The following is a 23531-nucleotide window of genomic DNA, read 5'->3' on the forward strand; positions in this document are numbered from 1 at the left end:
GATGGTCGACAACGCCGCGGCCGCGTTGAACCCTTGTCTGATTTGGTTGATCACCAGGATCGACAGCGTGGTGGTGTTGTTCGCGCCGCCTGTGAGGATGTACGGGAGGTCGAACATGCGCAGCGCATCCAGGGTACGGAACAGAATGGCCACCATCAGGGCGGGCTTCACCAGCGGCAGGGTAATCATCCGGAACCGCTGCCAGGCCGTCGCACCGTCCACCTTGGCCGCCTCATAGACCTCCGCGGGGATCATCTGCAGGCCTGCGAGGATCAGCAGCGCCATAAACGGCGTCGTCTTCCAGACGTCTGCGATGATGACCGCCCACTTGGCCGGCCATTCGCTACCGGTCCAGAGAATGGTGGTGTTGAACAGCTTGTTGACGATTCCTTCGAAGGCGAAGATGAAGAACCACAGCTTGGCCGTGACAGCGGTGGGAATGGCCCACGGCACCAGTACAGCCGCACGAACAAGGCTCCGGCCCTTAAACGTCCTGGCCATGATCATGGCCATCCAGAAGCCCAGGACGGTTTCCAGGGCCACGGTGACAACGGTGAAGAAGAACGTTGTTGCCGTGGCTGACCAGAACTGCGCGCCGAGGGTTCCCGGCGGACAGGCGACCGTTCCGCCGGCTGGGGCCGCACACTGCTGGGCGAGCCAGTTGACGTAGTTTTGGATGCCGGCCGGGCCGCCGGCTGTGAATAGTCCGGTGGCAGGATCGAGCCCTGCGTCCTTCTGGAAGGACATGATGATGGCGCTGATGATCGGGTAAACGATCACGATGCCCAAGGCGATGATGGTGGGGGCCAGGAGCCAGGAAGCCCATTTGCCCTGGCTGAGGATTTTGTTGTCCTCGCCCACTCCCTTGGGTCCGTGGTGGATCGGGGTACCGCCCGACGCCGGTTTCTTGACCGCCGCCGGGCCCAATTCGGTTGCCATAGTGGAGCTACTGTCCCGCGCTAGCGGACTCGATGGACTTCTGCATGTCAGACAGTGCAGCGTCCACGGACTTCTCGCCCTTGATGGCTGAGTAAGCGTTCTCCTGGATGGCCTTCGTAACCGCAGGGTAGAACGGGGTGACCGGGCGGGGAACAGCGTTCTCAATGGACGTCTTCAGAACCGGGAGGTAGGGCAGCTTCTTCACGAGCTCCTGGTCCGTGTACAGCTTGGTGAGTACGGGAGCGAGCGAGCCCTGAGTGGCGAAGAACCGCTGGGATTCTTCCGACGTGATGAATTTGAGGAAGTCCGCTGCGGTGGCCTTGTTCTTGGAATAGACACTCACACCGACGTTGTGTCCGCCGAGCGAGGAGGCGCCGGGGCCGTCCTTGCCCGGAAGGGCGGTCATGCCCAGTTTGTCCTTGACCTTTGAGGAGCCTTCAGTGGTGGCGAGGTTGTAAAGGTAGGGCCAGTTGCGGTGGAACAACAGTTTTCCGTCCTGGAAGGCCTGGCGGCTCTGCTCCTCCTGATAGGTGATGGCTTCCTTGGGGATATCCCCGTCGGAGTAGGCCTTGGCCAGGTTCTCGAGACCGGACTTGGCCTCGGCGGTATTCAGGCTGGGCTTGCCGTCCGGATCCAGAACGGACCCGCCGGCGGAGTTGATCGCCTCGGCCGCGTTGACAGTCAGGCCCTCGTACTTGCTGAACTGTCCGGCGTAGCAGCCGATGTTGTTCTGCTTGGCGATGGAGCACATGCCCATCATCTCGTCCCACGTCTTCGGCGGTGTCGGAACCAGGTCCTTTCGGTAGTACAGGATCCCGCCGTCCGAGGATTCAGGGGCCGCGTAGAGGGTCCCCTTATAGGACGCGCCCTCCACAGTGGAAGGCAGCATGCCGGCGGTATCGATTGCCATCTTGTCCTTGAGCGGCTGCAGCCAGCCCTTGGCCGCGAACTCGGCAGTCCAGACGAGGTCTACGGCCATGACGTCATACCCGGCGTCCTTGGCCTGGAAGTGCTGGACCAGGTCATCGTGCTGCTGGTCCGCCTGGTCGGTCTGCTCCTTGAACGTCACCTTCTCGTTCGGGTGGGCGGAGTTCCACTTGGCAATCAGCGGGCGGATGACGTTGTTGTTGTCCTTGCCCTGGACGTAGGTGATGGGACCGCGGCCGTCAAGACCGTTGGCGGCATCACCGCCGCTGCTGGTTCCGCCGCCCGGAGCGGTGCTTCCTCCGCACGCGGACAGCGTCAGGACTCCGGCCATCAGTAGTACACCCGTGGCGGTGAGTTTTATTTTCATGTTTACTCCTTTGTAATTCGATCCGGACTGATGTCCGTGAGTCGGTGTCTGGTGGCGAATTGCTAGATGATCCAGGCGGTGGTGTCTGCCGGAAGCTTGCCCTCAACCAGCGCGCTGCTGGAGAGGATGACGGTGCCGGCAGGGAGCCCGACGGGTTCAGTGCCGAAGTTAGTTACCGAGTGCCAGCCGTTGGGCCTAACGAAGTGCAGAACTGCCGCACCCGCCCCGTCGACCCACTTGAGCTGTTCCTCGGTATGGAGGTTGCGGCGCAGCCGTAGGGCCTTGCGGTACAGGGCAAGCGTCGAACCGGTCTGTTCTTCCTGGGTGGCTGCAGCGTAGGCGCTGAACCATTCCGGCTGCGGAAGGTGGGAAGCGCCGGCGCCGAAGCCAAAAGAACTCCCCTCGGAGGTCCACGGCAGCGGGACCCGACACCCGTCCCGCCCCACATCCGTTCCGTTGCTGCGGACAAACCAAGGGTCCTGACGGCTGGCTGCAGGAAGATCCACGACCTCCTGCAGGCCAAGCTCCTCGCCTTGGTACAGGTACGCCGATCCAGGCAATGCGAGCATTAAGAGGGACGCAGCACGTGCCCTGCGCAGCCCGAGCTCGGTGTTGACATCCTTGGCCGTGCCGCCCTCACGGAACCACTGGAGGCAATGCCGGCCCAAACCGTTCGGGAGGCCATACCGGGTGGCGTGACGGACGACGTCGTGGTTGGAGAGCACCCAGGTGGACGAGGCCCCCGACTCTTCCGCCAGGGTAAGGTTCTCGGCAATAATGCGGCGGAACTGGGAGGCGTCGAAGTCCGCCTGCAGGAGATCGAAGTTGAACGCCTGGCCCAGGCCCTCAGAGCTGGCATAGCGCGCGCGGCGGCTGGCGTGCACCCAAGCCTCGGCCACGGCGGTGCGCGGCGGGTCGTATTCATTGAAGACCTCTCGCCACTCCGCGTAAATCTCATGGACCTCGTCGCGGTCCCAGAACGGGTGGGAACCATCTTCGAACCCGTCAAAGCCGGCACCCTCCAGGGTGAGCTCAACTTTGGACAACATCGGTTCGGTGAGGTCCTTGGTCAGGGCGTGCGCGACGTCCACGCGGAAACCGTCCACGCCACGGTCGGACCAGAAGCGCAGGGTCTTAAGGAAGTCATCGCGGACTTCCCGGTTGGCCCAGTTCAGGTCCGGCTGCTCCTTGGCGAAAATGTGCATGTACCACTGGCCGGGGGTGCCGTCCGGTTCGGTGATACGTTCCCATGCGGGTCCGCCGAAGACGGAGTCCCAGTCCGAGGGCGGGAACTCGCCGTTCGGGCCCTTGCCATCGCGGAAGATGTAGCGGTCGCGGGCGGCGGAGCCTTTCGGGGAGGCGAGGGCTTCCCTGAACCATTCGTGCCGGTCCGAGGAGTGGTTCGGGACGATGTCCGCGATCAGCTTGATGCCCGCGGCGTGCAGCGCGCTGGCCATCTCGTCGAAGTCCTCCAGCGTTCCGAGCTTCGGGTCCACGTTGCGGTAGTCGTCCACGTCGTAGCCGCCGTCGGCGAGAGCCGAGGGGTAGAACGGGCTGAGCCAGACGGCGTCGATCCCGAGTGATTTCAGGTACGGGACCTTGGCGGTGATGCCCTTGATGTCGCCCAGGCCGTCACCGTTGGAGTCGGAGAAGCTGCGCGGGTAAATCTGATAGACGGCTGCCTGCCGCCACCAGGTTGCCGCAGACACTTGATTGCTGTCAGCGGCCGTGCTCATGGTGTTAGTGCTCAAGAGGTGCTTCCTGTTCTGCTCTCGCCGAATCTGGGCCAGGCTCGTCGACGCGCTTCGTCGACGCGTGTCGATTAACGAGAGTAGAAGATCCACGCAGTAAGTGTCAAGGGTCACACCGTGTTAGCCGGGGTGCTTTGGCGTCTTAGGAGGGCGCAGGCGCGGTGCTGCCGCGTTCCATCAGCGAAGGCGTGACGAGCGTCTGAAATGTCGAATAGTCCTCGCCGCGCAATCGCCTTACCAGGTACCGGACGGCCAGCCGAGCTATATCGCCGTGGTTCGGTGACAGGCTTGTGAGCGGAGGGCTGCTCAGTTGCGCGGCACCCTCGCTGGCATTTACCGCAAGAACGGAAAGATCATCCGGGATCCTGATTCCATGCTCCGCCGCCGCCGCCATGAGGCCGAGAGTGGCGGGCTCATTGAGCTCAATGAGCGCGGTCAGGCCCGGAGCCGAGGCCACGATCTCCCCCAGAACACTCCGGCCGGCCGGATACGTGGGCGCAGCGGTGAAGACGTGAGCCCGGATCCCGGCCTCGCTTGCCGCGGCGATGACCGCGTCCCGCGTTCGCACCATGGGCCCGTGGCCGGCGTCCAGATCCGCCTGGGTCCGGGCCAGGAAACCAATCTCCATGTGCCCCAACGCCGCAACGTGTTCAACGGCCATTGAGCCACTCGCCTCAAAGTCCGTATCGACATACGCCAGTTCCGCCGGGTCAGCAGTCCGGCCGATGGTCGTGAAGGGAATGTTAGCCTCCCTGAGGAAGGACACACGCTCATCCCGGGTCCTGACTTCCATCAGGACCACCCCCTCAACCAACCCCTGATTGACGACCTTGCGGACTTCCTCGATCTTGTCAGCACCATACGGCCAAAGGAGAAGATGATAACCATCTTCACGGGCCTGCTCAGAAGCGGCGCTGATGTACTCCAGTTCAGTGACGTTAAACCCGATCTCCCCGATCGGAAAGATCAGGGCAATGATCCCCGTGCGTCTGCCAGCCAAGCCCTGGGCCAGCACGTTCGGCGTGTAATCCAGATCCTTCATCGCCCGCAGAATCCGCTCCCGAGTCTCACCCGAAATTGGCCGCGTACCACTAAGTACATACGACACAGTGCTCCTGGAGACACCCGCAGCACGGGCAACATCGGCCATCGTAGCCACGAACAACTTCCTCTCTTTGACTGGCATCAACAAAGCGCCAAAAGCAGACCGGGCCGCCATTCGTCGACGCGCTTCTCTCATCATAGGCCGGGGACCAGATGCGCCCGTTGAACCACTCCATTTTGCTGTCTCCCCTTCGTAGCTGGCACGACACCTCCTGGGGGCGGCATGGACAGGACTGAGTTAGGCGAAGTCCTCCTGTTCATAGGAGGCTGCTCCGGGGTGGGCAACACACCTGTTGCCTATGAACTCCACTCGCAGCTGGCAGCTGAGAATCTCCAGGACGCCAGATGAGAGCTTGGTGTTAGGAGGAGGCTTTCCTCTTCCTAACACACCGGGTCACCTACGAGCCATCTCAAATCAGGCTGGCCTGCAATGTTGATGTCTCGGAGCGCGATGGAAACCCTAACACCGGTCCCCGCATTTTCGACGGCCCAAGCTGAGGCATTATCCAGGCTCACGGAATCAAGGTCGAAGGCTGAAACCACCTGACCATCCATCAAATCCGGCAACCAGCCATAATCCCGATTTGACGACTATAGGAGCATCGTCGCTGAATCTATTCGGCCTATCCGCTGCCCGAGATCGGCACGGCGAACCGTTGTGAGCTTGTCCACCAGGATCTGGCCGACGCGTTCCAAGCCGGTTGTTATCGCCTGCCCGGTTCGAGTCGGCAACTGCCAAACCCCCATCAGGCTTGCTACGATTGCTACGGAGGCAGCCATGACGACTATCCCGCACCGCGAGCTCCGGAATCAGAGCAGCAAGATTCTCGAGCGCGTGAAGAATGGCGAAACGATCGACGTCACCAACAACGGCGAGGTGGCAGCTACCCTGATTCCCCCTTCAGCTTCTCCCTTCGAACGGTTGTTGCTATCCGGCAATGTCCGTCCAGCCTCAGGTCCCGTCGATTTCCAGGCCCTACGCCGCGTTACATCCGACGCAGGCATGGCCGAAATGCTATCCGACCTGCGCGGCGACCGTTGATCATCTACGTAGACACCTCAGCTGCCCTCAAACTCGTCGTCGAGGAAGCTGAGTCAACCGCTGTGGCCGAGTATCTGTCAGCTGCTGTGCACCGAGGGCACCAACTGGTGGCCTCTATGCTCCTGTACACGGAGCTCCATTGCGCCGGGAAACGCCGTGGGCTGCCGGCCGAACTCATAACCACAGTGTTGGGCGGAATCAACCTGGTGGATCTTGCGCGTTCGGACCTGATGTACGCCGCCGCGATGCCGGGAAAGCTGCGCAGTGCCGACGCCATCCATCTGGCCACCGCTATCCGATTGCAGTCGGATGTGCTGGTTGCCTATGGCCTTGAACTGGTCACGGCGACGACAGAAGCAGGGCTGCATGCCCTGTCCCCAGGCAAAGCGCCGTAACGCCCAATCTGGGGACAGTAAGGCGGCTGCGGATCTTTCGGTTGCTGAGGAGGAAGCAAAAGACCCCGCCCGGGGTGAGTTGCAGCCCCTGGACGCCCCACCAGCGGCCAGGCGGTCAGGCGAGCGCTTCTTGCAGTGCCCCAGCCATCCCCCGCTCAAGGATGAGTTCGGCGGCACGGGAAGTTTCTGTTGAAAGCCGTGAGATCGCTGCCGCGTCCATCGTGGCGGGCAACAGAAGGCAATTAAGAACACCCGTGATCCATCCCGGAAGATCCTCGCGGTCAAAGGTGCTTCGCAGCAACTGCACGGTCCTCGCGTCGTCGCGGGGCACGAACTGGGAATTCTCCGACCGGCCGCTGTAAAGCAACAGGAGGGCGGCCAGTGACAGGACCGTCAGCGGCGCGTGGGCATCGGCCGCCCACCGATCTAGGACGACGGGAAGGTTGCGCGTCACCCACTTCGAGAGGGCGTTGAGCGCGATATCCCCGAGTTGGTGCTGCAGGGAAGGGTTGTAGAAACGCTCGAGAATCTGCTGGGCAAAGGCCTCCAGCTCCTGGCGATCCCCTTCAATGGTGGGCAAAACCTCGTCGGCAACCAGGCGGTTGATCAGAGCCTCCACCAGCGGAACGGCGAAAGCGTCCCGCACGGTCTCGCAACCGAGCTGGAGCGCGATGGCTGACATCGCTGTGTGGGCGCCGTTGAGTATCCGCACTTTCTTCGCGCGGAAGGGACGGATGTCGTCCATGAACAGCACATTCAGCCCTGCCCTGTCTAACGGCAACACCTCGCGAATCGCCGGGTTGCCCCCGATCGCCCAGACGTAGAAGTGCTCGGCCTTGACAACGAGTTCGTCGGCGAAGCCGATCTCCGCCTGCACAGCCTCGATCTCCCCCTGGGGAAATCCGGGAACGATGCGGTCCACGAGGGTGTCGTAGAAGTGGCAGGCGGTCCGCACCCATGCGTCGAATTCCGCCCCGAGGTCGTTATCGGCCGCGTGGCGCAGCACATGCTCTCGCAACGTCGAGCCGTTGTCCTCGATGAGCTCACAGCACAGGAAGGACAGTCCCGCTGCCGGATCGCCCCGGAAATGCTCAAACCGCCGGTACAGGATAGCCGTGACCTTGGCCGGGAAGGACTGCGGGGGCCGTGCGCTGAGGTCGTCACCGGACACGAACTCGATGCCGGCCTCGGTCGTGTTCGAGACGATGACCCGGAGGTCGGGGCTGATGACCAGCCGATCGTATTCCTCGAACTGATTGTGGGCGCTGAGCACGGAGCGCACACAGGTGACGAGGTCAACCTCCTTGACGGGCCGGCGGTCCTTAATGCCCTCAAGGTAGACGTGGAAGAGGCCGTCCTGTTCCGCAAGCTGGCGCAGGGTCTGGGAGGGGCGGTCCGTGGCCTGTATGACGGCCACGCCGTCGCGGGTCACGCCGGCCTCGTTCGCCCTCGTGATCATCCAGTCGACGAAGCCGCGCAGGAAGTTCCCGGCCCCAAACTGCATGATCGTTATCGGGAGCTCTGGCCGTGCGGCCGTCGTCGCGTCCAGTTTCTTCATGGTAAGTCCTCGTTGCTCTGCAGTTTCGTTGTACGTCCTGGCAGCGCCGGTCACGTCACTGCGCCCAACTGCCACGGAATGAACTCGTCCTGGCCGAGGTCCAGCTGCTCAGAAACGGACTGCTCCCCCGAGGCGACGGCAATGATTTTTTCGAAGATCTCCTCGCCCACACTGTTGATGGACGCGGTTCCGTCCACGATGCGTCCGGCGTTGATATCCATGTCCTCACGCATGCGTTCGAACATCGGGGTGTTGGTGGCAACCTTGATCGACGGCGTGGGCTTGCCCCCCAGGACGGAGCCGCGGCCGGTGGTGAACACCACCACCGTGGAACCACCCGCGATGATGCCGGTTACGGACACGGGGTCGTAGCCAGGGGTGTCCATGAAGGCGAACCCGCGCGTGGTGACCGGTTCGGCGTACTCGTACACGGCAGACAATTCGGCGGTGCCGGCCTTGGCGACCGCGCCGAGCGACTTCTCCAATATGGTCGTCAGCCCGCCCGCCTTGTTGCCGGGAGAGGGGTTGTTGTCCAGGGAGCCGCCACCGGAGGTCGCGTAGTCCTTCCACCACTCGATGCGCTGCAGGAGCTTAAGGCCCACTTCCTCGGACACCGCACGCCGTGTCAGCAAATGTTCGGCGCCGAAAATTTCCGGCGTCTCGGCGAGAATCGTCGTGGCCCCGTGGGCAACCAGCAGGTCGGAGGCCACGCCCAGGGCCGGGTTCGCGGTGATCCCCGAGTACCCGTCGGAGCCGCCGCAGTTCATCCCCAGCACAAGTTCCGAGATATAAGCGGGTTCGCGGCGCAGTGCATTCACGTGCGGAACCATCTCGTTGATGGCCTCCACCCCGGCACGGACCGTTGCACGGATCCCGCCGCTGTCCTGGATGACCAGAGTGCGCACCAGCTTCTCGCTCGGAAGATCCAGCCCGTCCAGCAATGATGTCGCTGGCAGCATCTCGCATCCCAGACCCAGCACCAACAACCCGGCCATGTTGGGATGATTGGCATAGCTCCGCAGCGTGCGCCGCGTCAGCCGGGCGCCTTCACTGCCAGCGACCAGACCGCAACCGGAATCATGCGTTAGGGCTATGACCCCATCGACGTTCTCGTAGCCCTGCAGGGCTGCAGCCGTGAATTGCGCTGCGATCATTCGGGCCGTCGACGCCGAGCAGTTCACTGCGGTCAGTATGCCGATGTAGTTGCGGGTCCCCACGCGCCCGTCGCCGCGGTGATACCCCTGGAACGTCCGCGCCGGCCCGTCCGGTGCCACTGGCTGCACGCGGGCGGTACCGAACTCATGCACACGATCGGCGTTGTCCATGCCGAGGTTGTGGGTATGGACGTGGTCTCCGGCGGCAATGTCCCGCGTGGCCCGGCCGATCGACTGGCCGTACTTGTGGACCTGTTCGCCGGCGGCGAGGGGCCGTAGGGCGAGCTTGTGACCGCGGGGGACGCTTTGCCGCACGAGAAGCCGGTGTCCCCGATCGGTCAACTCAGCACCCGGGGACAGGTCCTGGGTCGCGACTGCGACATCGTCCTCGGGCCGCAGTACCAACGCAACCTCATTTAGGTCACGGAGGGTGGTGGGAATGCTCGTCATGGCCAAATCCTTCTTCAGTGAGGGAGCGACGGGAATGAAATCGTTTTCATTGTAGAGCGACGAAACCGTTTTCACCAAGGGGATGTTGCGTACGGGTGATGGCTGGGGTGCGCCGGAAGCTTCACCCTCAGCGGCTGAGGCAAAGCCCTGATGGCCCATCAGGGCGACCCGGCGTCGCTCCCCGCGGGGAAGAGGGCAGCCGGCAGCTGCGCTTACTCCGCCAGTGCTCCCGTCAGCGGAACGCGGACCGACGTGCCGCGGAAGATGAATTCCGTCTTCAGTTGAGCCGGCGGCTCGGGAGCGGGGCCCGTCGCCGTCATCAGTGCGTTGAGGTAGGACATGGCCAGGGCGCCGGCCTCCTCCCGCGGAACCCGGACGGTGGTCAGCGCCGGGTTGGCCATGGCGGCGAATTCGATGTCGTCGTATCCGACGACGGTCAGGTCGTTTGGAACCGAGACGCCGTACTGGGCGAGCTGGTTGATCAGGCCCAGCGCCATGACGTCGTTGTAGACCATGACGGCCGTGACATTGGCGAGCAGAACCTTCTCCGCCGCGCTGCGGCCGCCGTCAAAGGAGGGGGCGAAACTGCCCACGGCAACCTCCGTCAGAGCCGCAGCGGCCAAATGCGTCGTGACTGCGCCTTGCCGTACCCGGCTGGAGTAGCTCGTTCCGGGGCCAGCGACGTACCCGATGCGCACGTGCCCCAAGGCTTTCAGGTGCATCACCTCTTGCGCGATACCAGCAGCGTTGTCGAAGGTAACGGCCGGGACACCCGGGACCTCGCGGTTAATCAGGACCAACGGGCGCTGCTGCCGGTGGGAAAGCAGGTCCTCATCCGACATGCGCGCCGCGCACAATACGAGCCCGTCCACCTGGCGGCCCAGCCTTGTGACAAGTTCTGATTCGCGAGCCGCATCCTCGCCGGTGTCGACCAGCAGCACGGGGTATCCCAGCTCCTCGGCCCGGCTCTGAATGCCCCTCACGACGCTGGGGAAGAAAGGGTTGGTGAGGTCCGGAACCACGATCCCGATGTTGCCGGTCAGGCCCGTGATGAGTGACTGCGCCGCCCGGTTAGGGCGGTAGTCCAGCCGGGCTGCGGCGCTCAGCACCCGTTCCCGGGTCACCGCATCAACCTTCTCGGGGCGCACGAAAGTCCGCGAGACCGTGGCAGGTGAGACGTCGGCAGCTCGGGCAACGTCCCTGATCGTCACGGGTCCGGACATGGGTTCCCCTCCCGTTGGCTTTGTTACGGATTTTATCCCTGCGGTCATGAAGTTCCTGTCCCGTCAAAGTTTCTGAAGATATGAGCTTGGTCTCAGCTTGCCTCCGCGCTACATTGATAATAACGTTTTCATAGCGAGCTCCCCACCCCCTCGGAACGAGCTTCCAAACCCCCACCAAAATTAAGAGAGACATTGATGTCTGCCTCCACCCTCCTGAATCTTGACCAGGCACCGACAGTCGACAACCGGCGGCTGGAGCTGCATTCCGACCGTGCGCTTCCAGCGGATGAGCGTCAGCGCGCCGTGGCACGCGAGATATACGAGCAGACGGCACAGTTGCCACTCATCTGCATGCACGGGCACGTTGAGGCGGACGTTTTCGCCGCGAACGAGCCGTTCGCCGACCCGGCCCAGCTCCTGGTGGTGCCCGACCACTACGTGACCCGCATGATGGTCTCCCAAGGAATCGCTCCCGTGTCCCTGGGTGTGCCGCGGATCGATGGTGGTCCTGTCGAGAGTGACTCGCGGGCCATCTGGCGGACGTTCTGCCAGAACTGGAAGCTGTTCCGCGGCACCCCGTCGCGCTACTGGATGGAGCATGAGCTTGTCGAGGTCTTCGGGGTCGACCTCATGCCCAGCGCCGAGACAGCCGATGCGATCTACGACCAGATAACCGCGCGCATTGCGGAGCCGGACTTCCGGCCCCGGCAACTGCTGGACCGGTTTTCGATCGAGCTGATCTCCACGACCGACCCTGCAACCAGCGACCTGCGCCACCACACACAACTGGCCCAGCAGGGTTTGGGAGAGCGGGTCATACCGACATTCCGCCCGGACGCGGTGTTCCATCTTGACCGTGCGGGGTGGCGGGCTGAGGTCGCCAAACTGGCAGAGGTCTCGGCTGTGGACACCACTACCTATTCCGGATTCCTCGACGCGCTGCGAGAGCGCCGTCGCGCCTTCGTTGCCGCTGGTGGGCTGGCTACCGATCATGGCCACCTGAGCGCCGACACCACACCCATGACGGAGTTCGCCGCCGCAGAGCTGTACTCCCGCGCGCTGGACGGAACGGTCAGCCCCGCGGAGGCGCAGGCCTTCGGCGCTCACATGCTTTTCGTCACCGCGGGCATGGCCTGCGAGGACGGGCTAGTCATGCAAATTCATCCCGGTGTTCTGCGCGATCACCACAAGGGAGTCTTCGAGCGCCACGGCCAGGACAAGGGCTTCGATATCCCCGTGGCCACCGAGTACACGCGTTCGCTGCAGCCGCTGCTGGAGCGCTACGGCCACGACCCAAGGTTTCGCGCCATCCTCTTCACTGTCGACGAGACTCTTTACAGCCGCGAACTCGCCCCCCTCGCCGGCGCCTATCCGTCACTCCGGCTGGGTGCTCCCTGGTGGTTCCTCGATTCCCCGGAGGGCATGCGGCGTTTCCGTGAGTCCGCGACCGAGACGGCTGGTTTCTACAACACCTCCGGCTTCGTCGACGACACGCGCGCCTTCGCCTCGATCCCCGCCCGCCACGACCTTTCCCGGCGCATCGACGCCGGTTTCCTGGCCCGTCTGGTCCTTGAGCACCGGCTCAGCCAGGTCGAGGCCGTCGAAACTGCCGTCGACCTCGCCTACAACCTCCCGAAAACCGCCTACTCCCGGCGTTCTTCCTGACCCTTAATTTGGCTGACCCCTAAACTGCCTGGATGCAAAGGAGCACCCCGATGGCCAACAAAATCACCACGCCCACCAGTTCCAGGGCGACGAAAACAAGTGGCATCGTGTCACTGAAAGAGAAGATCGCCTACGGCATGGGCGATCTGGGCAACGGCTTCATGTTCGACCTCGGGCAGGCCTACCTGCTGAAGTTCTACACAGATGTGGCGGGATTGCCACCCGCAGCCGCCGCCTCCGTCTTCGTCATCACCAAGCTCTTCGACGCGTTCATGGACCCGCTCGCCGGCACGGTGATCGACGGGCGGCGCAATGTGGGCCGCTTCGGCCGCTTCCGGGGCGTCATGTTCTACTCGTCCATTGCGCTGGCAGTGCTGACGGTCTTTACCTTCCTCACCCCCGGCCAATCCGAGGGTGTGAACCTGGTCTACGCGTACGTCTCCTACATGGCGTGGGGCGTGTTGTACTCGTTCACCAACATCCCCTACGGCTCGCTGGCCTCGGTGATGACCCAGGAACCCATCGAGCGGGCCAAGCTCGCCTCCTTCCGCCAGGCCGGCTCCGTCACTGCCCTGCTGGTCACCGGCGTTGCGTTCATGCCGATTGTGCTGGCCTTCGGTTCCGAACGTGTGGGCTATGCCGTCGCAGCCGGCAGCATGGCCGTGGTGGGCGTACTCTGCTTCTTCGCCACGTTCAGGTACACCCGCGAGGCCGTCCCCGTGGTCCGTTCCCGCGAGAAGCTGACTGTCCGGAGCTTCGTTATCACCATCGTCACTAACCGGCCCCTGCTGGTCCTGGTCGTTATGACGATCTTTTCGATCTCGGCTTACAACGTGAAGACGTCGATGATCGTCTACTTCACGCAGTACTACCTGGGCGATGTGCGGCTGCTGCCGTACGTGAACGTGATCAGCATCGGCTCCTCGATCATCGGCATCCTGCTCATCCCTGTGCTGACACGCCTGATTGGCAAGAAGCGTACGGCCCTGTGCGGCTTCCTGCTCGCCATAGTCGCGGACGGACTGAACTTCGTGCTGCCGACCAACCCCGTGCTCTTCACCGTCCTGTTCAGCCTCTCCTTCATCGGGGTGGCCCTGCCCAACGGCATCACCTGGGCGCTGGTCTGCGACGTCATCGACTTCGGCCACTGGCGCACCGGAGTACGCCGAGAGGGCATCACCTACTCCATGTTCAACTTCTCCCGCAAGATCGCCCAGTCTGTTGCCGGCGGCCTGGCCGGGTTCGGGCTGAGCGCGATCGGCTATGTGCCCAACGTGGCGCAGGCCCCCGAGGTGTTGGCCGGAATGAAGGGCCTGCAGACCCTCTACCCCTGCCTGGCGCTGGCCGCGGCCGCTATTGTGCTCGCCCTGCTTTATCCCCTGACGGACAAGAAGGTGGGAGAGCTTGTCCTCGAGACGCACGCACGGGAAGGGACTCCGGCCCCCTTGGAACGCAGCCCCCAGGACGGCACCGAATCGAACCCCACCACCCAGGAGAAACCATGATGACAGTCCCCCGCTCGCAGCCCTCCGCAACGCTGCTGGCACACCCGGTGGTCGCTGTCCTGAGGACCTCCCACGCCCGTGAGTACGCCCCCGTTGTCGAGGCACTGATCGCCGGCGGCGTCCGGTCCATCGAACTGACCCTCACCACCGAGGGCGTTTTCGAGGAGATCGCCGGACTCAAGGCCCGGTTCGCCGGTTCCGCAGAAATCGGAGTGGGCACCGTCGTCGACCTTCACGAAGCCCAACAGGCGCTCGACGCCGGCGCTGACTACCTCGTTACCCCGGTGACGGTCCCGGAGGTGATCCGTGCCGCCGTCGACCGCGGCGTCCCCGTCTTCCCCGGCGCGTACTCGCCCACGGAGATGCACACGGCGTGGTCCCTGGGAGCCACAGCCGTCAAGCTGTTCCCCGCCTCTGTCGTGGGGCCAGGGTACATCGGGCAGCTGCGCGGGCCATTCCCCGATCTGCCGATCATCCCCTCCGGAGGAGTGTCCATCCAGGACGCGCCCAAATGGATCGAGGCCGGGGCCCTGGCCGTGAGCCTGGGCGGGCCCCTCCTGGGAGACGCCTTCAAGGGCGGCGATCTCACCGCGCTCACCGAGCGGGCCACGGAGGTCACCCGCCTCGTCACGCTCGCCCAGAACAGGATGGTCAACGCATGAGCGCGGTGGTCACCATGGGAGAAACGATGGGGCTGATGAAGGCAGACACCCCCGGGCCATTGGCGCACACACGCTCCCTAAGCCTCGGAATGGGCGGAGCAGAGAGCAACTTCGCCATCGCCCTGTCCCGGCTGGGCGTAGCAGTGACCTGGGCCGGCCGGGTCGGCGGCGACAGCATGGGCGAACTGGTGCTCCGCGAACTGCGCGCCGAAGGCATCGACGTCCACGGCATCGTGGACCCCGAGGCTCCCACCGGGCTGATGATCAAAGAACGCCGCACCTCCGAACAGCTCAAGGTATGGTACTACCGGTCCGGAAGCGCTGGCTCCCGCCTTGAACCGCAGGACGTCCCCGCGAAGCAGATCCGCGAAGCCCGGCTCCTGCACCTGACCGGCATCACCCCCGCCCTGTCGGCCACAGCGGCGGCGGCGGCGAACCATGCCATAGCCGTAGCGCGCGATGCCGGAACCCTGGTGTCACTGGACCTGAACTACCGCGCCGCCCTCTGGTCCCCCGAAGAGGCCGGCGAGCTGTACCGGAAACTGCTCCCGCAGGTGGATCTGGTCTTCGCCGGCGATGACGAAGCGATGATCGCCCTGGGCCTGGACCACTCGCAACCGCACCCGCCGCTCGAACTGGCACACCAGCTGACAGCCTTGGGTCCGCGGCACGCCGTCGTGAAACTCGGACCACTGGGCGCCGTGGCAGTCGCTGACAATGCTCAGCTCGTCCAGGCAGCCGTGCCGGTCAACGCAGTGGACACGGTCGGCGCCGGGGATGCTTTCGTTGCCGGCTACATCGCCGAGTTCCTGGCCGGTGAGGACCTGGAACAACGCTTGAAGACTGCCGTGCGCACCGGAGCGTTCGCGTGCCAAGTACCGGGTGACTGGGAAGGCATGCCACGCCGAAGCGAACTCGGGCTCTTGGAGTCCAAAGACCCCGTAGCCCGCTAAGCCGTGTAATTCGGCGTTCGGTTGCACGGGGGCGGCCAGCGTGCCGGTTATCCCCGCCGAATTCGCCGTAAATGCGAACCTTGCCAACCAGGACTGGCCGCCTGCCGCCGAGGCTCCGTTGACGGACGACGGCGGGGTGCTGGCCGCCGTCGAACAGCTCACCACAGCGGCGCCCGGGGACAGGACGCTGACGTACAAGAACACCGGCGCCGCCCTCGAGGCCGCCCCGGACTACAACCGGCTGCTGGAGCAGCTGGTCAGCAACGATCTCCCCCGGTTCGAGGCGCGCTTCAAGGAGTCGATGAACCAGAACACCATCCACGGTGGTGGCGTTCAGCGCGTTCCTGGACAGCCGGCGGCAGGACATCGTGAACCGGATCGGCGAGATCAACCAGTCGCTGGCCGGAATCGAATACAACCCGGGAGCTATGGTCAGCCGTGCGCCTTGAGCAGGAGCTCACCCGGTGGGACTGGGCGCTCGAACGCCTCCGCCCCCGCCGCTGGTTGCGCCTGTCGAAACCATGCCCCGCCGAGTGCCGCACGCCGTCGCAGTCGCCGTCTCCGAGGGTTGGCCTTCTTCTGCTACACGTCCTTCAGACAAACAGTTAGGAGCCTAACGCAGCGGTGTACTGTTTGTTGACGCTCGGGCTGAGCTGGCCACTGACCCTCAGCAGGGCAGTTCCCTTCATGTGGTGCCACTCGGTGCCGAGCACGGGGCCCGCTTCTTTCAGGACGCGCAAGATATAAGCGGAGCGCGCCTTCGCGTCAGCCTGGTTATCGAACACTTCAACGACGGCCCCGCCGTCGATGCCGGTCTCCCCGGCAGTGGCGCCCGAGTCGGTGATCCACGCCGCGGACGTGTACTGGTTGGGCCGGCCAAGGAGTTTGTTCGAGTCCAGCGCTTCGGTCACCGTGGTGATCTTCGTAATGCTGGCAACCTTTGGCTTCAGGGACGCAGCAACCGTTGTTGCGTCAGCAGCCGTAGTCGGAGTCGGCGTTGCGGTTGAGGTCGCCGAGGGTGTGGGTGTGACTGAAGCCGCCGAAGAGGAAGCGGCTGACGTAGCCTGATCCGAGGTCTGGGTGGAAGGTGCCGAGCAAGCGGCCAGAAGTAGTGCCGTCGCCCCAAGGACGGTCAAATGTTTACGCATACCGCTGATGTTAACCGCTGGCAATCACGCCACCGAAATGCGACGCGTCCCCGCTTCGTACAGGTCATTCCTGCCCTCGGGTGCACTGCGGACCGTCATGGAACAGCGCAATGCAGTATATATCTGGCACTTCGGGTACTAATTATCCGTACAGATCATCCTGTCCGCCGTCGATGAAGACACGGGCAGCAAGCACTCCCAGGGGGAACTCATTGAAAAAGCGTTTGGGTGCCGTCGCGGCAGCACTGCTGGCATTGGCGGCAAGCGGATGTGGCGCATCATCCACTCAGACCGGCGGCGGCACCGCCGCCGCCAGCAGCACTGAGTCGGCAGCGCCGGCAACGACTTCGGCCGCGGCCGAAGTGAAGATGGGCACAGCGGCAGACGCTATCGCGGCCGGTTGGCTCGCCGGTAACGCCAAGCCGACCTTCCCGGCGGGCGGCGCGGGCAAGGTAGATGTCGTTGCCTCAGCCCCCATAAAGGTAAACTCCGCAGGACTCGTGAGCCTGCCCGTTGCAGTGCGTAACGGCACCAATGAGATCATCACCAGTGTCGAGGTCACCGGGGCCGCCATGGATGCAACCGGCAAGGTCCTGGCCTCCGGCCGTAGCCAGGGCTTCTCCCCTGCGGTAGTGCCAGCCGGAGGTGTCTCTCTGGGTTACGTCTTCTTTGATGCGAAGCTGCCGACCACGGCAAAGCTCGAATTCACCGTTGCGTCAAAGCCGTTGGAAGGTAACCCCTACTTCCAGGATCTAAAGGTCAACCAAGCCAACGCGGTGGGGACGTCGGTCACTGGGAAGGCAACCAACACGTCCAAGAACAAACTGAATGGACCCTATGGAGTTCATGTCACCTGCTTTGACGCAAAGGGCAAGCTTCTGGGCAGCCAAATCGGGTTCGCCTCGCCCGATGCGGACCTGGCTGCCGGACAGAGCGTGACCTTCCAAGTGGGCTTCTACGACGAGCCGTGCCCCGCGTTCCTGGTTGGCGTATCGGGTTACGGGCCGCTGTAAGCGCCAGCGCGGCCACGTCCAGCGGGTGGCGACTTCAGATCAAAAAGTACCTGGCGGCAGTCACCCAGGGAAGCACCCCCGCCGGGCGGAAACAACTCTGAGCCTAAAGCAGAAGGCGCCTGTCCGCAGCCAGATTCCTGGTTGCGGAGGGGCGCCCTTGTTTTGACTCCCGGTCACTCGAGAACTGCCGACAAGGCTTGTCCAACAAGCGCGTACCACTTGTTAGGCTGGATTCCCCAGAACTAACGCAAGCGAGGCATAACGTGCACGAGGACGCCGTCCGGTTCCTGTCCCAGCCGGTGGAGGCCCAGGCCGGCTCACCGCTCCGGGTCGCCGTCTACTCACGGATCGCCGAAGCCATCCGCAACAACCTGCTCCAGCCCGGCTCCATGCTCCCCACCGAGACCGAACTCGGGACCGACATGAAGGTCAGCCGCACCGTGGTCCGCGAGGCCCTCATGCTGCTCGAGGAGGACGGCCTCATACGCGCCCGGCGCGGTGTCGGCCGGTTCGTCTCCGACACCCTCCCCCGCATCGGCATCGAGCGCATCCGGCCCTTCGAGGAAGTCCTCGGCGGCCCCGGACACCAGGTTGAGATCAAGCGCATCCAGGTGGAGCGGCAGCCTGCCTCGGAGTTCGTGGCCCCCGGCGTGGGCGTCGAGCCCGGCAGCGAGGTCTGGCTCTGGGAATCCGTCCTGATCCGCGACGGCGAACCCATCGCGCACCTGCAGGAAAACATTTCGGCCCAGCCGGTCAGTTTCGCCGGCGGCCCCGCCGCTCCCTTGAAAGTCAAGGACGACGGCGGCACCACCTTGCTCACGGCCCTGAACAAAGCGGCGGGCCGGGGACTTGGACCTGGCGAGTGTCAGATCGGCCTCAGCCAGGTTGGCCCGAGCCGCGCCAAGCTGCTGGACCTGCGCGCGTCGGATCCGGTGCTGGTCCTCACGCAGTACGTCCGGCATGTGAACCGGCCGTTCTACCTGGCCAAGTGCCTCATCGCGGACCGCGCCGGGCACCTCTCCGTGATGCAGTCGCTCCAGTCCTAAACCTCACGGCTGGTCGCAGACACCCGCCACAGCCTTGCACGCGTTAACGCGGCCATGCACCCAGTAGGTACCAGTGCCGGAAACCGCGGCGTCGGCGGTTGATTCGACCTTTGCCCGGACTGAGGTGTTTGCGGTGCCGGCAGGTGTGCTCCAGACAAGCGCGGCAACGCCGGCGACGACAGGTGAGGCCATCGAGGTACCGCTGGCGATGTCGTAGCCCTTCTCGCGGCCGTTCTGAGTACCGATAGCGAAGGGGTGCTTCGGGAAGGTCGAGTAAACATTGACGCCGGGCGCCGCCACATCCACCCACTTGCCGTAGGTCGAGAAGGAGGCTTTGGCATCGTTGTTGTCGGTCGCGGCGACCGAAATGACGTTGGGGTAAGCGCCTGGGTAGATCGGTGCCTGTGTACCGGCATTGCCGGCCGCGGCTACTATCACCACCCCTTTATTCCAGGCATTGTTGACGGCAGCCTCGAGTGCCCGCGATGAAACGCGCTGTCCGAGGCTCATGTTGATGACCTTGGCGCCGTTTTCAACCGCCCAGTTGATGCCATTGGCAATGGATGTTGTAGAGCCGGAACCGCTGTCGTTCAGGACTTTGCCGTCCAGGATGGAGCAATCCGGGCATACACCGGAGATACCCTCCGTGTCCCTGACGGCGGCAATAATACCGGCCACGTGGGTGCCGTGGCCGTAATTGTCTTCGCCTGTTGCCGCGGTACTGAAGTTGGCGTGCAGAACAACATTGGCTGCAATGTCCTCGTTGTCGGTGGCGACACCTGTGTCGAGCACGGCGACCTTGATGCCATCGCCGGTAGTGACGTCCCAAGCTTCGACGGCGTCCACATCGGCGTCGGCCTTGCCCCCGGTCACAGTTACCGCGTTGTTGGTGCTGGTAAACGACTGGCCCTCGTTGTGCAATGCGTACTGGCGGGGGAAATAGTCAGGGTCGGGTTCGTCGACGGCGGCGGCGGTAACGAGCTGGTCCGGCTCGGCGTATTCAACGGCAGGGTTCCGGCTCAGAGATTCGATGACCTGAGACTCCTTACCTGCCGGCACCTTGATGAGGTGCGCGCCAGTGCTGCCGATTCCAGCTCCGTCGCTGAGGCCCTGCTGGCGTAGCATGCCAAGTGCCGCGCCATTGTCGCGGAACTTGACGATGATTTGGCCCGTGACCTGTTGCGGCTCCGTTGCCGCGTTGCTCGGGCTTACCGCGTTACTCGGGGCTGCCATGGTGAGGGCGCCAAACCCCATGACCACCGCTGCGAAGCTCGCTATACCAATTTTTTTCATACGGAGAATCTTGCTTCATAGTTCACCGGCCACCTAGCGTCTGCCGGAAGATTACCCCGAGTTTTTGTCCAGATATCGTGGCTTGAATCGTGCCAAGAGGACGACAGCTGGACAAAAACTTGGCGGCTTTGCCTGACCTCAGGCGCCGCCGTGCCCTGAAAAACGGACGACGGCGGCAGCACCTTGCTCACGGCCCTCAGCAAAGCTGCGGCCGGGCAACGGCGGCACTTAGGCCAAACTCACTGCTCCGTGTACGCGACCAGTTTCTGCTCCTGGCGGCCCAGCTTCTGGATGCTGATCTCCATGCGGTCGCCTTCGCGCAAGTATGGGAACTTGCCGGAAAGGGCCACACCCTGCGGGGTCCCGGTGTTGATGATGTCGCCGGGTTCCAGGACCAGGTACTGGGAGAGATGCCAGACAATGTGTGCCACCGAGAAGATCATGTCCGAGGTGTTCGGGTCCTGCCTCGTTTCCCCGTTCACGGCGGACCGCGGCCGCAACTGCTGCGGATCCCTTACTTCCGCGGCGGGAATCAGCGCCGGACCTAGTGGGTTGAACGGGGCGGCGAACCCGTCGCGCACCTCCAGGAAAACATTTCCGCCCAGCCGGTCAGTTTCGCCGGCGGCCCCGCCGCGCCGCTGAAAATCAAGGACGACGGCGGGACCACCCTGCTCACGGCCCTGAACAAAGCCGCCGGCCGGGGACTCGGCCCAGGTGAGTGCCAGATCGGCCTGAGCCAGGTCGGCCCAAGCCGCGCCAAACTGCTGCACCTGCGCGGCTCGGACCCGGTGCTGGTACTCACACAGTACGTCCGGCACGCGAACCGGCCCTTCTACCTGGCCAAGTGCCTCATCGCCGACCGTGCCGGCCACCTCTCGGTGATGCAGTCTCTCCAGTCCTAGTCCCACGACAGGGGTCAGGGAGCGCCGGGTGCTGCTGCTGAAGAGTCCTCCGGCGAGACCAGGAATCCATGAAGCAGCGAGGCCGTTCCCTGCAGGTGATCCAGTGTGGCCTGGTAGGCGCCTTCCGCATCACCGCGGAGTATCGCGTCGACAATCTCCCGATGCTGCCGGTTGGAATGCTCAAGGTTGGGTTCCAGGAACGGGATGCGATCGAGAAGATCGCTGACCCGGGCGCGGGTATCCGCGACAGCCGCGACGAGGCTCGGCGATCCGCACACTTCTGCAATGGCCACATGGAACCGGGCATCCTTCGGCCTGTACAGCTCGACTGGGGCCACTGCAACATCAGCAAGGGAATCCAGCAGATGTCGGCGCTGCCTTGGAGACAGGGCGGCTTTGGCTGCGAGAGAAGCAGCTGCCGGCTCCAGTACGGCACGGAAGATGAGAACGTCGGTCACTTCGGCAGGATCAAGACTGGCTGAGCCCCCGAGCCCGGCGATCCTGCGTTCTGCGACGTAGGTGCCACCGGACCTGCCGCGGCGGACTTCCACATACCCGGCCTTTTGAAGCTCCGCCAGGGCATCGCGCAGCGTGGTTCGCGACACGCCCAGCAAGTCTGAGAGCTCCCGCTCGGCAGGCAACTTCTGGCCTACGCCAAAAAGTCCCAGCTTGATGTGCTGAAGTAGCCGTTCGATGGTTTCCTCGAAGGCGTTCCCGTGGCGGACCGGGCGTATAAGCCTCGTGGGGACCTCAAGTGATGCCTCTTCCATCACTCCATCCTAGTCTGGTTTGAAAATATGCCTATGAACTGGCAGGGCAGGGGCCGGAAACTGGAGCCATTTTGACTAGAAGCCAGCGATCTATTGACGAAGTCCGGTGACGTACCCCACACTGACTAAAGACTTTTGGACTAATTACAGACCATTAAGCCCCTTGAAAGAAGGGAAATCCCATGTCATCACGTCCCTCGGAGCACCCCGTCAACGACGACGAGGGCTACCTCCATCACCGTCAACTCAAACGTGGAGCGGCTGGCTGGATCCTGCTGGCGGGCCTCGGCGTCGCCTATGTCATCTCGGGTGACTTCGCCGGCTGGAACCTGGGCCTGGCCCAGGGCGGCTGGGGCGGGCTCCTCATCGCCTTCATTCTGATGGGCATCATGTACACGTGCATGGTGTTCGGACTGGCCGAACTGTCCTCAGCGCTTCCGACCACGGGTGCCGGTTACGGCTTTGCACGCAGGGCACTCGGCCCACTTGGAGGCTTTGCCACCGGCGTAGCCGTACTGATCGAGTACGCCGTCGCTCCCGCGGCCATCGCGACCTTTATCGGCGGCTACATTGAGGCCCTGGGCTTGTTCGGCCTCACCAACTCCTGGCCCGTCTATCTCGTGACGTTCGCTGTCTTCGTCGGAATCCATCTGCGCGGAGTTGGCGAAGCGCTGAAATTGATTTTTGCGATCACAGCAATCGCCGTCATCGCGTTGGCCGCCGTCGTCATTGGGCTCGTACCGCATTTCAACGCGGCAAACCTCTTCGATGTCGTGCCGGATGGTTCCCCGACCTCCAGTGCTTTCCTCCCCATGGGCATCGGCGGCGCGGTCGCAGCCCTCGTTTACGCCATCTGGTTTTTCCTGGCGGTCGAAGGTGTTCCGCTGGCTGCTGAAGAGACAGCGGACCCCAAGAAGGACATGCCCCGCGGCATCATCGTGGCCGTTGTGATTCTCGTGGTTTTCGGAGCACTGATGCTTGTCCTGGTTCCCGGCGCAGCCGGATCCGAGGCGATGGGCGTCTCCAATAACCCACTCCCGGAAGCACTCCGCCTGGCGTACGGGGGTAATACTGTCCTTGCCGACTTTGTGAACTATGCAGGCCTGGCGGGGCTGGTGGCCAGCTTCTTCTCCATCATTTATGCCTACTCCCGGCAGCTCTTCGCCCTGTCCCGCGCTGGATACCTTCCCAAGTGGTTGTCATTGACCGGCAAGAGGCGTACTCCGTACTGGGCGCTCATCGTCCCCGGTGCCCTCGGATTCGTCCTTGCGGCCATCACCGGCAACGGTGCCCTGCTCATCAATATCGCGGTCTTCGGAGCGACAGTCTCCTACGTGCTGCTGAACCTTTCGCACATTGTCCTGCGGGTAAAGGAACCCGACCTTCCCCGGGGATACCGGACCCCTGGAGGTGCGGTCACCACAACCATCGCCCTGGTTCTGGCTGCTGTTGCCGTCGTCGCCACATTCGTCGTCGACGTCATGGCGGCATCCATCACCGCCGCGGTGTTCGCCGCCGCGCTCCTTTACTACTGGTTCTACAGCCGCCACCGGATTGTGGCAGGGGCACCCGAAGAGGAATTTGCACAGCTCGCGGCAGCGGAAGCCGAACTGAGCAACTGAAACACGCTCTCCGGCCAACAAGGCGGAGTGCACGGATCACGT

The 23531-nt window shown here is 63.6% G+C and carries 21 protein-coding genes and 1 pseudogene; 10 read left to right on the forward strand and 12 right to left on the reverse strand.

Annotation, left to right across the window (positions count from 1 at the left end; all coding sequences use genetic code 11):
- The 4 genes from J7I85_RS06985 to J7I85_RS07000 all read right to left on the reverse strand — a co-directional run.
- Window positions 1-939 (reverse strand): carbohydrate ABC transporter permease (locus J7I85_RS06985; protein WP_214848636.1); only part of this gene is annotated, 939 nt, incomplete at its 3' end.
- A 7-nt stretch (window positions 940-946) separates the two neighbouring features.
- Window positions 947-2233, reverse strand: a complete 1287-nt coding sequence (locus J7I85_RS06990) for an ABC transporter substrate-binding protein (RefSeq protein WP_214848638.1) — start codon at window positions 2231-2233, stop codon at window positions 947-949.
- Between the two features lie 62 nt (window positions 2234-2295).
- A complete protein-coding gene (locus tag J7I85_RS06995; RefSeq protein ID WP_214848877.1) occupies window positions 2296-3969 on the reverse strand; it encodes a glycoside hydrolase family 13 protein in 1674 nt (557 codons plus the stop codon).
- A 157-nt stretch (window positions 3970-4126) separates the two neighbouring features.
- The gene (locus J7I85_RS07000) at window positions 4127-5134 is read right to left on the reverse strand and encodes a LacI family DNA-binding transcriptional regulator (protein WP_214848640.1); all 1008 of its coding nucleotides are present in this window, start codon (window positions 5132-5134) and stop codon (window positions 4127-4129) included.
- A gap of 732 nt (window positions 5135-5866) precedes the next feature.
- Here J7I85_RS07000 and J7I85_RS07005 point away from each other — a divergent pair.
- Complete coding sequence (locus J7I85_RS07005; protein WP_214848643.1) at window positions 5867-6130, forward strand: type II toxin-antitoxin system Phd/YefM family antitoxin; 264 nt, start codon at window positions 5867-5869, stop codon at window positions 6128-6130.
- Entirely contained in the window at window positions 6127-6525 is a 399-nt protein-coding gene (locus J7I85_RS07010; RefSeq protein ID WP_214848645.1) for a type II toxin-antitoxin system VapC family toxin, read from the forward strand. Before J7I85_RS07005 ends, J7I85_RS07010 begins: the two co-directional genes overlap by 4 nt.
- A gap of 115 nt (window positions 6526-6640) precedes the next feature.
- Here the strand turns inward: J7I85_RS07010 and J7I85_RS07015 are convergent, their stop codons facing one another.
- The 3 genes from J7I85_RS07015 to J7I85_RS07025 form a co-directional block, all read right to left on the reverse strand.
- Window positions 6641-8083, reverse strand: a complete 1443-nt coding sequence (locus tag J7I85_RS07015) for a tagaturonate reductase (RefSeq protein WP_214848647.1) — start codon at window positions 8081-8083, stop codon at window positions 6641-6643.
- A 50-nt stretch (window positions 8084-8133) separates the two neighbouring features.
- Window positions 8134-9687, reverse strand: coding sequence for a UxaA family hydrolase (locus tag J7I85_RS07020; RefSeq protein ID WP_214848649.1), 1554 nt, complete (start codon window positions 9685-9687; stop codon window positions 8134-8136).
- 212 nt (window positions 9688-9899) lie between these two features.
- Complete coding sequence (locus J7I85_RS07025; RefSeq protein ID WP_214848651.1) at window positions 9900-10910, reverse strand: LacI family DNA-binding transcriptional regulator; 1011 nt, start codon at window positions 10908-10910, stop codon at window positions 9900-9902.
- Between the two features lie 195 nt (window positions 10911-11105).
- On the opposite strand from J7I85_RS07025, the gene uxaC reads away from it, so the two are divergent.
- The 5 genes from uxaC to J7I85_RS25515 all read left to right on the forward strand — a co-directional run bounded on the left by uxaC (window position 11106) and on the right by J7I85_RS25515 (window position 16144).
- Window positions 11106-12575: a glucuronate isomerase gene (gene uxaC, locus J7I85_RS07030; protein WP_214848653.1), complete on the forward strand. Its 1470-nt coding sequence runs from the start codon at window positions 11106-11108 to the stop codon at window positions 12573-12575.
- Between the two features lie 50 nt (window positions 12576-12625).
- On the forward strand, window positions 12626-14080 hold the full coding sequence (locus J7I85_RS07035; RefSeq protein ID WP_214848656.1) for an MFS transporter: 1455 nt from the start codon (window positions 12626-12628) through the stop codon (window positions 14078-14080).
- Window positions 14077-14742 (forward strand): bifunctional 4-hydroxy-2-oxoglutarate aldolase/2-dehydro-3-deoxy-phosphogluconate aldolase, encoded by a 666-nt coding sequence (locus tag J7I85_RS07040; protein WP_214848659.1) that lies wholly within the window; start codon window positions 14077-14079, stop codon window positions 14740-14742. The genes J7I85_RS07035 and J7I85_RS07040 overlap by 4 nt, the downstream gene beginning before the upstream one ends.
- Window positions 14739-15695, forward strand: coding sequence for a sugar kinase (locus J7I85_RS07045; protein ID WP_214848660.1), 957 nt, complete (start codon window positions 14739-14741; stop codon window positions 15693-15695). The genes J7I85_RS07040 and J7I85_RS07045 overlap by 4 nt, the downstream gene beginning before the upstream one ends.
- 323 nt (window positions 15696-16018) lie before the next feature.
- Window positions 16019-16144, forward strand: a complete 126-nt coding sequence (locus tag J7I85_RS25515) for a hypothetical protein (protein ID WP_285289545.1) — start codon at window positions 16019-16021, stop codon at window positions 16142-16144.
- A 156-nt stretch (window positions 16145-16300) separates the two neighbouring features.
- Here J7I85_RS25515 and J7I85_RS07050 read toward each other — a convergent pair whose 3' ends face one another.
- A complete protein-coding gene (locus tag J7I85_RS07050) occupies window positions 16301-16606 on the reverse strand; it encodes a hypothetical protein (protein ID WP_214848662.1) in 306 nt (101 codons plus the stop codon).
- 61 nt (window positions 16607-16667) lie between these two features.
- Complete coding sequence (locus J7I85_RS25520) at window positions 16668-16793, reverse strand: hypothetical protein (protein WP_285289546.1); 126 nt, start codon at window positions 16791-16793, stop codon at window positions 16668-16670.
- Window positions 16794-17055: 262 nt separating this feature from the next.
- Between J7I85_RS25520 and J7I85_RS07055 the strand changes: the two genes are divergently transcribed.
- Together J7I85_RS07055 and J7I85_RS07060 are read left to right on the forward strand one after the other, a co-directional pair.
- Window positions 17056-17856, forward strand: coding sequence for an FxLYD domain-containing protein (locus J7I85_RS07055; protein WP_214848664.1), 801 nt, complete (start codon window positions 17056-17058; stop codon window positions 17854-17856).
- A 263-nt stretch (window positions 17857-18119) separates the two neighbouring features.
- Window positions 18120-18902, forward strand: a complete 783-nt coding sequence (locus J7I85_RS07060) for a GntR family transcriptional regulator (RefSeq protein WP_214848666.1) — start codon at window positions 18120-18122, stop codon at window positions 18900-18902.
- 3 nt (window positions 18903-18905) lie between these two features.
- Here the strand turns inward: J7I85_RS07060 and J7I85_RS07065 are convergent, their stop codons facing one another.
- From J7I85_RS07065 to J7I85_RS07075, 3 genes and pseudogenes are all read right to left on the reverse strand, one after another.
- The gene (locus J7I85_RS07065) at window positions 18906-20195 is read right to left on the reverse strand and encodes a S8 family serine peptidase (RefSeq protein ID WP_214848668.1); all 1290 of its coding nucleotides are present in this window, start codon (window positions 20193-20195) and stop codon (window positions 18906-18908) included.
- A gap of 239 nt (window positions 20196-20434) precedes the next feature.
- Window positions 20435-20761: pseudogene (locus J7I85_RS07070) on the reverse strand (fumarylacetoacetate hydrolase family protein); the annotation flags it as partial.
- A 350-nt stretch (window positions 20762-21111) separates the two neighbouring features.
- Window positions 21112-21867, reverse strand: coding sequence for a FadR/GntR family transcriptional regulator (locus J7I85_RS07075; RefSeq protein ID WP_214848670.1), 756 nt, complete (start codon window positions 21865-21867; stop codon window positions 21112-21114).
- A 182-nt stretch (window positions 21868-22049) separates the two neighbouring features.
- On the opposite strand from J7I85_RS07075, the gene eat reads away from it, so the two are divergent.
- On the forward strand, window positions 22050-23489 hold the full coding sequence (eat, locus tag J7I85_RS07080) for an ethanolamine permease (RefSeq protein WP_214848678.1): 1440 nt from the start codon (window positions 22050-22052) through the stop codon (window positions 23487-23489).
- Window positions 23490-23531 lie beyond the last annotated feature (42 nt).

Origin of the sequence: Arthrobacter sp. ISL-65, assembly GCF_018613795.1 — a bacterium.
Taxonomy (GTDB): Bacteria; Actinomycetota; Actinomycetes; order Actinomycetales; family Micrococcaceae; genus Arthrobacter.

Coding starts and splice junctions, on each gene's coding strand:
- J7I85_RS07040 (WP_214848659.1), top strand. CDS start 14,077: ATGATGACAGTCCCCCGCTCGCAGCCCTCCGCAACGCTGCTGGCACAC.
- J7I85_RS06995 (WP_214848877.1), bottom strand. CDS start 3,969: ATGAGCACGGCCGCTGACAGCAATCAAGTGTCTGCGGCAACCTGGTGG.
- J7I85_RS07045 (WP_214848660.1), top strand. CDS start 14,739: ATGAGCGCGGTGGTCACCATGGGAGAAACGATGGGGCTGATGAAGGCA.
- J7I85_RS07005 (WP_214848643.1), top strand. CDS start 5,867: ATGACGACTATCCCGCACCGCGAGCTCCGGAATCAGAGCAGCAAGATT.
- J7I85_RS07075 (WP_214848670.1), bottom strand. CDS start 21,867: ATGGAAGAGGCATCACTTGAGGTCCCCACGAGGCTTATACGCCCGGTC.
- J7I85_RS07020 (WP_214848649.1), bottom strand. CDS start 9,687: ATGACGAGCATTCCCACCACCCTCCGTGACCTAAATGAGGTTGCGTTG.
- uxaC (WP_214848653.1), top strand. CDS start 11,106: ATGTCTGCCTCCACCCTCCTGAATCTTGACCAGGCACCGACAGTCGAC.
- J7I85_RS07000 (WP_214848640.1), bottom strand. CDS start 5,134: ATGGCCGATGTTGCCCGTGCTGCGGGTGTCTCCAGGAGCACTGTGTCG.
- eat (WP_214848678.1), top strand. CDS start 22,050: ATGTCATCACGTCCCTCGGAGCACCCCGTCAACGACGACGAGGGCTAC.
- J7I85_RS07015 (WP_214848647.1), bottom strand. CDS start 8,083: ATGAAGAAACTGGACGCGACGACGGCCGCACGGCCAGAGCTCCCGATA.
- J7I85_RS07025 (WP_214848651.1), bottom strand. CDS start 10,910: ATGTCCGGACCCGTGACGATCAGGGACGTTGCCCGAGCTGCCGACGTC.
- J7I85_RS06990 (WP_214848638.1), bottom strand. CDS start 2,233: ATGAAAATAAAACTCACCGCCACGGGTGTACTACTGATGGCCGGAGTC.
- J7I85_RS07065 (WP_214848668.1), bottom strand. CDS start 20,195: ATGAAAAAAATTGGTATAGCGAGCTTCGCAGCGGTGGTCATGGGGTTT.
- J7I85_RS07035 (WP_214848656.1), top strand. CDS start 12,626: ATGGCCAACAAAATCACCACGCCCACCAGTTCCAGGGCGACGAAAACA.